This window comes from Mycobacterium sp. E2462 (assembly GCF_001672685.1).
Lineage (GTDB): Bacteria > Actinomycetota > Actinomycetes > Mycobacteriales > Mycobacteriaceae > Mycobacterium.
This window is the reverse complement of record NZ_LZKC01000335.1, coordinates 1-10,833: the sequence shown is the minus strand read 5'-3', so window position 1 is coordinate 10,833 and position 10,833 is coordinate 1. Positions and strand designations below refer to the sequence as shown.

Genomic DNA, 10,833 nt, shown 5'->3' with positions numbered 1-10,833 from the left:
GTCCTTTAGATCGTCCACCGGGTTCAGCCGGAGCCGAGAGTACTCGACCACTTAAGCCCGCAGATCGATGTTCTTCGCTACGTAAGATGCGGCCGTCTCGCTCGTCCCACCCAACGTCACGCGGCTACGTAGCCTTGCGGGACTTAATCCACTCCAGTCCGTCCCGCTTTGAAAAGTAGTTGCGGTTACCGAGGCGAGTGGGGACTATCTCGCGGCGCATGACGGCGTACTTGATGGCGCGTCGCGTGACCGGCAGCTCCTCGCTGTTGTGTAGGTACTCAAACAGTTCCTCTTCCGTGAGGTTGGGGCGATCGAGGTCTCGAAGACCCAACTGTCTGGTGACGGCCTCGTGGGCCAGTTCGCGTATGACGTAGGCGAGTTGGTCGGCGGCGTCAGTCATGTCTCACTCCATCCGTTCACGCCAGCACATGCCTGCTCATCGCTGGACTACCCAACCTTCCCCCAGCAGCCGGATCCGAGAGAAGGCGGCAATCACCGCCGTTGGGGCTGTCCCAGCACCCGGGCTGTCCCCTACGCGGGGGCTGTCCCGTCCTAACCCTATACGGGTAGGGGGTATAAGAGTTGGCCGAGCGATGGTCGCCGCCAGCGACCGGTCAGATGACCTATACCCCCGCGACAACGTAAACGCGAAATCGCGCCTTGTGAGGGCTCGACCGGGCAACAGTCGAAACCCTAAAAAAAGCTGGTAGATAAGCGCCGGAAGGTGTTGGCGGGCGGCGTCTTCGGCAGAGAACCATGTTCACCTGGAAAGTAAACGGCCCTGACCGCACTACTAACGCCGAGATTCCATCTCACTAGGGAAGACCTTCGCCGTTCTGCTCCTACGATGGGACGGCCACCGGCAAGATGATGGCGTGCGATCGAAGGAAATTCACCTACGAGCGTTCAAGCGCTTCACTGATACCCATATCCAGGAGCTTCCGGCCGCGGCTCGTCTGATCGTCTTAGCGGGCCCTAATGGTTCCGGCAAGTCATCCCTCTTCGACGGCTTGAAGACATGGCACTGGCTACACGGTGCCGTGGGATCGGCGTGGGACGAGACCTACGGGGCCAAAGTCGGTGCGCCACCAATGCAATGGCCTGAACACGTGCGAGTCGACTTCCACGAACCGCTGCCTGAAGGCCCTGAAGAACGGAAGAAACTGATCTACGTTCGCAGCGCGTTCCGTCATGAGGCGGACTTCAACTTGACGAGCTTGAATCGGCCTGCCTCGCCGCTCGATAGCCCCAGAGTCCAGCGCATGATTGACAACGATCAGTCTGTCTCAGATAACTACCAACGGCTGATAATGGCTACGATCAGCGGCGTTTTCAGTTCGGAAATACCGGACGATACTCCTAAAGGGGAAGTGCGCGATCGAATCATCGGCAAGGTTCAAGAAGCTATGCGCAAGGTCTTTCCAGACTTGGTGCTTGAAGGCGTCGGCGAGGTGCTGACTGACACGGGGGCGGCTGGCACGTTCTACTTCTCGAAGGGAACAGCGTCGGATTTTCTGTACAAAAACCTGTCTGCTGGCGAAAAGGCCGCTTTCGACCTCCTTCTCGACGCCGTGGTGAAGGGCACCTACTTTAATAACTCGGTATGGTGCATCGACGAGCCGGAGGGGCATCTGAACACCCGTGTCCAGGCCACGCTGATGAGAACTCTCGTGGAACTTGTGCCACCCGCTAGCCAGATGATCCTCGCCAGTCACAGCATCGGTTTCATGCGCGAAGCCTGGGAAATGGCCAAGAGAGACCCTGAATCTGTTGTCTTCCTTGATCTTCAAGACCTCGATTTCGACCAGCCGCAGGTCGTATTGCCTACGCAGCCTTCTCGCGCGTTCTGGTCGCGAGCGCTCGACGTGGCACTCGGGGATTTAGCACAACTGGTGGCACCAGAGGAAATCGTCCTGTGCGAAGGGCGGCCGAAGGTCAGAAGTCAAGACCAGAAAGCAGAATTTGATGCAAGTTGCTACCGAATAATCTTTGCAGACGAAAAGCCCAATACGGATTTTCTATCGATCGGAAACAGTGACGACGTCAAGAACGATCGGCTTGGCGCTGGTCAGGCTATCCAGGCCGTAAACGCCGGTACGCGCATCATCAGGCTAGTCGACCAGGACCTAATGGACGCGACCGAGGTCCAACAGATGAAAGACAATGGTGTTCGGGTGCTTTCGCGCCGCCACATTGAGTCCTTCCTGTTGGATGACGAAGTCTTACAAGCACTTTGCGATTCCGTTCAACAGGGTGGCACGGGACCCAATCTCATAGCTGTAAAGCAATCGGCCCTTCAGGCGAGCGTTCAGCGCGGGAATGACCCGGACGATCTCAAGTCGATCGCGGGCGAGGTGTTTAACGAAGCTCGGAGGCTTCTGTCTCTGTCGCAGCCGGGAAGCAACTGGGAGGCCTTCGCTAGAGGCAAACTGGCCCCTCTGCTGCGTCCTGGCATGAAGCCCTATGACGACTTACGGGCAGACATATTTGACTAATCCTGACGGCGCGGCGCGTCACTTGCGCGCAGGCATACAGTGCGATGGTGCCTCCCAATGACATCTGGTTTCAGCTTCCCGACGGAACCGTTTTGCACCACAACGTCTCGCCTGGCGGCACGCTCAGGATTGCAGTCGGTGAGCGTAACGCGGCGCGCGGGGCGATCTGGAATATCTGGGCAACCCCCAACTCACGTGACTTCTACATAGCTGAGCGCAGCACCGCCGACCTCGAGTACTGGAGTTTCCACAAATCCGGCATGTGGTTGCACCAGTTTGCCGACAACGAACAGGCCATGCAGCGGGCCAGGGCCGCTGGATATACCGGGAAAGGTCGTGGCGTCGATAGGTGGGAACAACCCGCCGAAATGGGCGAAACCGGTCTGACTCTGGCATTTTCGATCCGCATCAGGCAACAGGACCTGGAGGAGCAGGACGATTCCCACCTGCCGCAAGAAATCTACTGGGTGCCACCACCGCCCGAGGGTGTCGCCTGGTACCTGCTCGTCTGCATACTGCGACAAACCGGACGCGTGGTCGAACTCGATCCCCGAGAAGCGGTGCCGCTGTGCGGCTTAGGCCTCGCCGACGACCGGCAGATCCTCGTTTTTGGCCGTACGCAGCCGGTGTCCGACGAAACGAATGCTCAGATCGATCAGTGGATCGACGGATTTGTGGAACGCAATGCCAGCAGCCGTCGGGCATCCGACCGCTCTCGGTTGCTTGTCCATTCAACGGCACCCGACGGCCATCGGATGGTGTGGGATCTCGCGATACCGCCTCAGCGGCTGCGGCCGGGGCCTGAGCTAGGTAACGGCTGATGCGGGCGATGCTCGACGCTGGTCGCCCCGACCCCGAAGTCGTAGCCGACTAAACGGTTTTTGGGTTGCGGCTCGACGTAATTGCGGCGTTACGCATGTAGCCTGACCAGGTGCCGAGGCGGAGCAACGACTTCCAAGAGCTGATAACGGCCCTAACTCAGATCCTGGGCAAGGACGTGGCAACCCCAAGCGCAATGCTCCCGGACAACGCTCTGCCAGGAGTGCATCGCGAGGTCGATATCTGTGCTGAGGGTGAGGTCTCCGGCCACAAAGTCATTGTGGGTATCGAGTGCCGGGCCTCGACGTCAAAGCGGCCACGGCCCCAGACGGTCGAGTGGGTCGAGGCTATGCACGGCAAGCACTCTCACTTGTCGACAAATAAGCTCGTGTTGGTTTCCTCTAGCGGATTCACCGCCAATGCACTCAAGCTGGCCGAGTTCCTCAACATCAAGGCGATCACGCCCGAAGAAGTGACACCTGGATTTGTCGGACGGGTCGTCAACAACCTGGACAGCGTGTGGTCCAAGCAGTTCAGTTTCACTCCAGAGACGATGACCGTCGTATTTGAGCCGCCAATCACTTACGCCGACGGAGTTTCGGCTGACCGCGTCGACCTCTTCCCGATTCTGCACGCCTACATACACCGTGGTGACTCGACAGTTCTGTGCCAAGCGGGTGAGCTGCTCGCCCACATCATGAGCAACATCAATATGGACCAACCGGTGTTTGCGGATGCTACAGGCGAGGAGACTCACTTCACCCTGGACCAGGAACATCCGCGCGCGAATGACGAACCGGTGTACCTAATTGGCGGTGACGAGGCTCCAGTACCACAGACCCTCCGTCGGATCACGCTTATAGAAATCACGGGCAAGGTGAAGGCACATGTAGTTGAAGTGCCGCTGAAGCACGGCCAGTACGACGGCACGCCATACTCCACCGGGACCGCAGTGGTGGGAGATGACACCTTTCATTGGGTTATCACCGAGGGTGATGAGGGACCGCGCATGGGTGTCCGTGTGCTCAACGCGAACAGCCCGACCACTGGCCAGTTCGTGGAGGGCAGGGCGGGCGAATGGGCCGGGCGACGAGCAGCGGCTTCCCTAGATGACGACGCCGTATGAGCGAGAACGCGTCAGTGCGGTTGCGGTGATGAAGATCGCCGCGTTGGGCCTCTGCGCGCTGGCGTTCGCGTTACAGATGGCCGGTGCTTACCTGGTGATCCGGGACGTTCTGACCAGCCGGACGAACATGCGGATCTTCAACGACGGTCTCGACGAAGCCGATCGGCTCGCAGAAGACCATGCCGCGCGCGCTAAGCACGCTCCGACACCATCGTGGGCACAAGCGAGCCGCCTCGCCGTATGGCAGATAGGGCCAGCACAAGCCAGACAGCGTGAGGCACTGGTCGCCTGGGTGCGCGCGCAGAACGACATCTGTGACCGTCGCCGCTGGATCGCCGTCGCGTTGCTACTTGGGGGCTTGGTCGTCGGCTTTGTCGGCAACGTCATCTCGCTCCTGCCCCTGTGATGAATTCGCGGGGTTTGCTGTCGGCTGTCCGGTCCCTGGCTCGGTCCCCGCTGGATCCCCACCAGAGCTATTCGCAGCTTTCCGCTCTCAACACAACCAACGCGGCTGACCAGCGGGAATCGGGGGAGTGGTCAGGTCGACCACGGCGGAAATGCCCAGGACGACTCGTTCGCATCGAGTAGGTCAGGGGTTCGAATCCCCTTAGCTCCACAGGGTTTGAACAGGTCAGGGCTCAGTTGAGCTGCACGGAAGCTGCACGGTCCGCAAGAGGTTCGATCGCCGCATCCAAGCTGGTTCGCAGCTGGACACGTGGACTAACTGTTGCGGTGGGGTCGGATCCGGCGGGAGTGCCGTTTCCGACTACCCCCGCCGCCCGTTCGCGCCTTCGCGCCCTGACTTCGGATCCATCGTGTTGGGTCCCATTGCTCCTGGGTTCATCTCACCCGGTTTCATGTCGGCACAGCAGTCCTTCGCTGCGTGAGCCGCAGGCATACGCCCCATTCCCATCTGCATATGCGCGTGCTCGCTCCAATCGAGGAAGAAGCCCGAGAGAAAGATCGCGGCGACGATGAACAATCCGCCAGCGCCGACGCCGACCTACGCCAAGGCCCGGTTCAGGCGGCTCGATTGGTAACGGAGCTTGGCTGATGGTGCGGTGACCGAGTCGTCGGTTGGTTGCGCGACATCCGTCGGATCTGCCATGACTAAGGCCTCTCGTATCGGGATAAGACGCGGCCATGCTACCCCACCGGGGGTGGGGTGGGGTGGGGTAGCGTAGGCGATGGCTTACCGCGATGCCGGGGCGGCTGGGAGGCCGCTGGAAGGGGACGATGATGACGGAGGAGTTGACCGCCAAGAAACAGGCTGCACTGGGTCGGCTCAAAACTGCGCGGGGCCATCTCGACGGGATCATCAGGATGCTGGAATCCGACGCGTACTGCGTGGACGTGATGAAGCAGATTTCCGCGGTGCAGTCAGCATTGGAGCGCACCAACAGGGTGATGTTGCACAACCACCTGGAAACCTGCTTCTCGGAAGCTGTCGTAACTGGTCAGGGCCAGCAGGCGATCGCAGAGCTGGTCGATGCGCTCAAGTTCAGTCCTGCCCTGACTGGGCCCGACGCGTGCCTGAACGGCACGACGGCGGACGCTAGGGCTCGGACGTAGCTCCGTCGCGGCTAGCGACAGCAGTTCGGGTCGAGCACGGTGCACAGCGCGACGAGTGCGTCGCGGCGGGGTCGGTGATACACATTCATCCCGCGACGTTCGGACTCGACCAAACCTGCACGGCGTAGTTGGGACAGGTGATGGCTCACTGTCGATTCGCTCAGTTCCACCGCCGACGCGAGATCGCAACTACAGACCTCGCCCGCCTCTGAACTGAACAACAGCGACACCAACTTGACCCGCACCGGGTCTGCTAACGCCTTGAGCCGCAACGCAATTGCCAAGGCCGCATCGTCGTCGACGGGACCGGCGGCGACCGGTGAACAGCACACGGGCGCGGACATATCCACCGCCGGCAACGTCTTGGGCATGTCGCCATCCTGCCACAAGGTTGACTTATATCGAAGAGGTGGCAGGATTGGCGTAGTCGGTAGTTCGACATAAGCCACAGAGGTAAGGGGAATCCGTCATGTCCCGCACCCAACTCGCACTCAACGTGGACGACCTTGACGAGGCCATCGCGTTCTACTCCAAGCTGTTCAATGCCGCCCCCGCCAAGGTCAAACCGGGCTACGCGAACTTCGCGGTCACCGAACCGCCCTTGAAGCTCGTCCTCATCGAAAACCCTGGCCACGGTGGGAGTCTCAACCATCTCGGCATCGAGGTGGAGTCCAGCGATGCCGTGCACTCCGAGATCGCCCGCCTGACCGACGAGGGCCTCTTCACCGAGGAAGAACTTGGGACAACCTGCTGCTTTGCCACCCAGGACAAGGTATGGGTGACCGGACCCGCGGGCGAGAAGTGGGAGGTGTACACCGTCCTCACTGACTCCGAGTCGTTCGGCACTGACTCCACCGCACTGGCCAACGGGGCTGGCACCATCAGCACCTGCTGCACCGCATTAACCAGCGACCACGCAACAGACGAATCGTGAGCCAGCGAATAAAACGAGAGACGCCGCCTGCGGTCGCGGAGAAGTTATCGCGGCTCGATCAACTCCTGCCGGTGTGGATTGGCCTTGCGATGGCTACCGGTCTACTGCTCGGAAGACTCATCCCAGGACTCAACATCGCCCTGAATCACGTTCAGATTGACGGTATCTCGCTGCCCATCGCCATCGGCCTATTGGTGATGATGTACCCGGCTCTCGCCAAGGTCCGTTACGGCAGGCTGAACACCGTGACCGGCGACCGCAGACTGCTCGCAAGCTCACTCATCCTCAACTGGCTCGTCGGCCCCACGCTGATGTTTACGTTGGCGTGGCTGCTGCTGCCACATCTCCCTGACTACCGTACCGGTCTAATCATCGTGGGCTTGGCGCGCTGCATCGCGATGGTGATCATGTGGAATGAGCTTGCCTGTGGCGACCGGGAAGCCGCCGCCGTGCTCGTCGCACTGAATTCATTGTTCCAGGTCATCATGTTCGGCGTCCTCGGCTGGTTCTACCTCTCGGTGTTACCTGGCTGGCTTGGCCTGCCGCAAAGCACCATCAGCGCCTCGCCCTGGGAGATCGCCAAATCCGCCCTCGTCTTCCTCGGCATCCCCCTATCGGCCGGATACCTCACTCGACGCTTCGGCGAGAACACCAGAGGACGCGACTGGTACGAGTCCTCGTTCCTCCCCAGAGTCGGAGCATGGGCGCTCTACGGGCTGCTGTTCACCATCGTCATTCTCTTTGCGTTGCAAGGACACCAGATCACCAGCCGGCCACTCGACGTACTTCGCATCGCGATCCCGTTGTTGGCCTACTTCGCCATCATGTGGGGTGGCGGGTACCTGCTGGGAGTAGCTATCGGCCTCGGATATCAACGCACCGCCACGTTGGCATTCACGGCTGCGGGCAACAATTTCGAATTGGCCATCGCGGTATGCATCGCGACGTACGGGGCCACCTCGGGACAGGCGCTTGCCGGTGTCGTCGGCCCCCTTATCGAAGTCCCGGTCCTGGTAGCCCTGGTCTACGTTTCGCTGGCCTTGAGGGGGCGATTCTCCGCCGCCCGTGACAGGGCCGCGTGATGCCGAACCCGCAGTGCCGCCCCTCCCGCAAACGGATACAACACAAGCTAGCGTCCGCAGTAGCTTCCTCAGCGGTCTTTCGAACCCCCGTGGCTCCCGCCGGGACCCGCGATTGTCAAGCCTGCCTCGGGCACTCATTCGGACTGCCGAACGGTGGCCAGGCATCAGACGGCTTGGCCGTCGGGCGTGGCCAGGTGGCGCATGATTCGTTCGTTGAGTGTGGCGATGGTGGCGAGCTCGGCCGGTGTGAACAGGTCGATGAAGTGCCGGCGGACGTCCTCGACGTGCCGTGGTGCGGCCCTTTCGATGGCGGCGCGTCCGGCCGGCAGTAGCGCAACGACGGTGCTGCGGGCGTCGTCGGGATTGAGCTCCCGGCTGATCAGCCCGTCCTGTTGCATGCGCCGCCAACCTCGAAAGGACGGTCCCATGCGCGTTTTCGTCCCCGGCGGGACCGGCCATGCCGGCTCGCACATCATCCCCAGCTCTCCGATGCGGACCTGGTGGCTCGGATAATCGGCGATCCGCCCAATCCGCTTCTCGCTCAGCGCTTTTGGCCGCGAATCAGACGTGCCGTGACTCGGTGTGCAGCTTCTGAGCCGGTGCCGCCGACGCACCCCTTGCCCATAGTCGCCAAACCCAACAATTCCGGTGGACCCGTCGCCGAGCTCGACGGGCGCCACGAAGGTGGCCCAAGCACGGGCCGGCTCGGTCCTGGTGGCCAACAACCGTGATGACCACCTCGCCTTCGGCAAGGGCTCGAGTTTGCGTCGGCGACGTCGACGACACTGTGCGCCTTCTTCGACGGATCGCTGCGGACGGCCAACTACCAGTGCGGACGGAACTGACTGTCGCCACAACTATTCCCGGCAGGCGCGGCTGGTGTCGGCTGGCGACCGCGCCGCGCTAGGGTGGGTGCCATGGTGACCGTCGGCGCGGTGGACGTCGTCGACGACGTCGGCCCGGCGGCGTGGTTGACCGAAACGGTGCGCCGTTTCGCCTACAACGTCGAATCGCTGCTTCCTGACACGTTCGCCGCCTACGCGCGGGTCTTCCACCCGGCTCACCACGGCGCGAAACAGGTGCGTTGGGACCAGATCGCGCGCGTCAACGGCAAAGTTGCGCACCCGCTGATGCAATTCACTCGGCTGATCGGCTACGCCTCGCGTTACGAAAAGGCTTATTGCGCAACACAGCCGGGACTTTTCGACGAAGCGCCAGAGGTGGGCTCGCTGCCCGCGGGGACGGCCGCCTTGTTGGCTGAAGTGCTGGCACGACACACCACGACCGCCGACCGGTGCTGGTTTGCGGTGTGGTGGGGTTTCGCCGACCTTGACCCCGCGTTCGATGAGCGGCCGATCTTCTCGCTGCCGCAGCGCGAATACTGGTTGGCTCGTGGTCCGCTCTCCGCGGCAGCCCAATCGTTGGGATTCTTAGGACACAGCCATCGGTCGGCCAACCTGTGGTGGCCCGACGACCACGCCTGGTGCGTGGCGACCGACATCGACTTGGACAGCACATATGTGGGCGCGTCGGCCGCGTGCGTCGAGGAGCTGTTGGCGAGCCGAGAGTTGGAGGTGGCGAGGCTGGACGTCACCGCCGGCGTCGCCGCCGACAGCGACCACCTCAATGCGGCACCGCGGGGTGGCCCGCCCGGCCGCGGCCGGACGGACACCGCGCCCGGATCCGCATGAAAGCCTGGCACGCTGAAGCGCTCTGCGGCGCAGCGACATCGCACCCGGGGCGGCCGCGCCCCGGTGCGCGAATGAGGTAGTGATCTCATCCGTTCGGCTGAGGCAACGCTCACGCCATGGTGCTTACCTTTCGAGTGTTGAAACCACAGCAAAGGAGTCGACCGTGACTATCGTCGCAACCACCATCATCCACCCGAATCAAGGTGTGGCGTGGGATGACATCCACAAGCAACTGAAGCGCGCCATGGACCTCGCCAAGAAGCACGGCGCGCAGAACGCCACGGCGCTGGTCAACGTGGTCGGCGGGCAAGGCACCAACTCACTCGGCCTGCTGAGCACGGCCGACGACTGGGCAAGCTATGGCCAGATTCAGCAAAGCCTCACCACCGACCCGGACTACCAGGGTCTGCTGGTCGACGCCGGTCAGCTCGCGACATGGGAGAACTACGTCAGCCAGACGATCGACGTGTGAGCCAATTGACGGGAGCGGGCCGGCGCCGGGGCGTCCGGCCCGCTCCGCTCGGCGCCGCCGCAGCGGGCCGACGCTTCACCGCGTATACCGTTGCACAGCAAAACATTTCGCGATCATCGACATAGCCGGTGGTCGGCCACCAAACGAAGAGCTATGTCAGGAAGTGAACGGTGTGAGTCGCCGGCTACGGTTTGGGACGAGTGGGGGAGCACACTCGATGCCGGAGGGGCTGAACCGAGTCCTATAGGAACAACCCGAAGCCAGACCGTCACCGCTCAAGAAGAGGGTTGTTTCGCGAGGTTTCCGCTTTATCAGCCCCTCCCACGACAAGCCGCTAGCCGCCGACCGTCTCGTGAGGACGCCGAGACGGTTCCCGCCAGGCGCGCTCGCCCAGCAGCCGTAACCCGTTGAGCGCGACGAGGATTGTGGAGCCCTCGTGACCCGCCACGCCCAGGGGCAGCGGGAGGTGCCCGAGCAGGTCCCAGGCCACCAACGCGGTGACGAACGTCGTGGCGATGGCCAGGTTGGCGACGACGACGCGCCGCGCGCGCCGCGCCAACGTGATCACCGCGGGGATCGTCATCAGGTCGTCGCGCACGGTGACGGCATCGGCAGTCTCCAGCGCCAGGTCGGCGCCGCCGC

Annotated in this window: 11 protein-coding genes, 1 tRNA gene and 2 pseudogenes; 10 read left to right on the top strand and 4 right to left on the bottom strand. The window is 62.2% G+C overall.

Annotation, left to right across the window (positions count from 1 at the left end; all coding sequences use genetic code 11):
* Window positions 1–124: 124 nt before the first annotated feature.
* Entirely contained in the window at window positions 125–400 is a 276-nt protein-coding gene (locus tag A5714_RS17570) for a hypothetical protein (RefSeq protein WP_231975918.1), read from the bottom strand.
* Window positions 401–875: 475 nt separating this feature from the next.
* Between A5714_RS17570 and A5714_RS17565 the strand changes: the two genes are divergently transcribed.
* The 6 genes from A5714_RS17565 (at window position 876) to csoR (ending at window position 6,012) form a co-directional block, all read left to right on the top strand.
* Window positions 876–2,495 carry an AAA family ATPase gene (locus A5714_RS17565; protein ID WP_068287224.1) on the top strand — a complete coding sequence of 540 codons (1,620 nt, stop codon included), beginning with the start codon at window positions 876–878 and terminating at the stop codon, window positions 2,493–2,495.
* A 47-nt stretch (window positions 2,496–2,542) separates the two neighbouring features.
* The gene (locus A5714_RS26200; protein WP_156747368.1) at window positions 2,543–3,316 is read left to right on the top strand and encodes a hypothetical protein; all 774 of its coding nucleotides are present in this window, start codon (window positions 2,543–2,545) and stop codon (window positions 3,314–3,316) included.
* Between the two features lie 110 nt (window positions 3,317–3,426).
* A complete protein-coding gene (locus A5714_RS17560; RefSeq protein ID WP_068287221.1) occupies window positions 3,427–4,440 on the top strand; it encodes a hypothetical protein in 1,014 nt (337 codons plus the stop codon).
* Complete coding sequence (locus A5714_RS17555) at window positions 4,424–4,846, top strand: hypothetical protein (protein ID WP_156747367.1); 423 nt, start codon at window positions 4,424–4,426, stop codon at window positions 4,844–4,846. Before A5714_RS17560 ends, A5714_RS17555 begins: the two co-directional genes overlap by 17 nt.
* Window positions 4,847–4,970: 124 nt before the next feature.
* A tRNA-Ala gene (locus tag A5714_RS26195) sits at window positions 4,971–5,056 on the top strand.
* Window positions 5,057–5,679: 623 nt separating this feature from the next.
* Window positions 5,680–6,012 carry a copper-sensing transcriptional repressor CsoR gene (gene csoR / locus A5714_RS17550; RefSeq protein ID WP_068287258.1) on the top strand — a complete coding sequence of 111 codons (333 nt, stop codon included), beginning with the start codon at window positions 5,680–5,682 and terminating at the stop codon, window positions 6,010–6,012.
* An 11-nt stretch (window positions 6,013–6,023) separates the two neighbouring features.
* Here csoR and A5714_RS17545 read toward each other — a convergent pair whose 3' ends face one another.
* A complete protein-coding gene (locus tag A5714_RS17545; RefSeq protein WP_068287215.1) occupies window positions 6,024–6,383 on the bottom strand; it encodes an Rv2640c family ArsR-like transcriptional regulator in 360 nt (119 codons plus the stop codon).
* A 98-nt stretch (window positions 6,384–6,481) separates the two neighbouring features.
* Between A5714_RS17545 and A5714_RS17540 the strand changes: the two genes are divergently transcribed.
* Both A5714_RS17540 and arsB read left to right on the top strand, forming a co-directional pair.
* Window positions 6,482–6,946, top strand: a complete 465-nt coding sequence (locus A5714_RS17540; RefSeq protein ID WP_068287212.1) for an ArsI/CadI family heavy metal resistance metalloenzyme — start codon at window positions 6,482–6,484, stop codon at window positions 6,944–6,946.
* Window positions 6,943–8,004: pseudogene (gene arsB / locus A5714_RS17535) on the top strand (ACR3 family arsenite efflux transporter); the annotation flags it as partial. The gene A5714_RS17540 and the pseudogene arsB, both read left to right, overlap by 4 nt.
* 188 nt (window positions 8,005–8,192) lie before the next feature.
* Here arsB and A5714_RS17530 read toward each other — a convergent pair.
* Window positions 8,193–8,426, bottom strand: a complete 234-nt coding sequence (locus A5714_RS17530) for a MarR family winged helix-turn-helix transcriptional regulator (RefSeq protein ID WP_231975917.1) — start codon at window positions 8,424–8,426, stop codon at window positions 8,193–8,195.
* Between the two features lie 519 nt (window positions 8,427–8,945).
* On the opposite strand from A5714_RS17530, the gene A5714_RS17525 reads away from it, so the two are divergent.
* Together A5714_RS17525 and A5714_RS17520 are read left to right on the top strand one after the other, a co-directional pair.
* Window positions 8,946–9,719 (top strand): hypothetical protein, encoded by a 774-nt coding sequence (locus A5714_RS17525; protein ID WP_068287207.1) that lies wholly within the window; start codon window positions 8,946–8,948, stop codon window positions 9,717–9,719.
* 163 nt (window positions 9,720–9,882) lie between these two features.
* Window positions 9,883–10,191, top strand: a complete 309-nt coding sequence (locus A5714_RS17520) for a hypothetical protein (protein ID WP_068287204.1) — start codon at window positions 9,883–9,885, stop codon at window positions 10,189–10,191.
* Window positions 10,192–10,525: 334 nt separating this feature from the next.
* Here the strand turns inward: A5714_RS17520 and A5714_RS17515 are convergent.
* Window positions 10,526–10,833, bottom strand: a pseudogene (locus tag A5714_RS17515) (heavy metal translocating P-type ATPase); the annotation flags it as partial.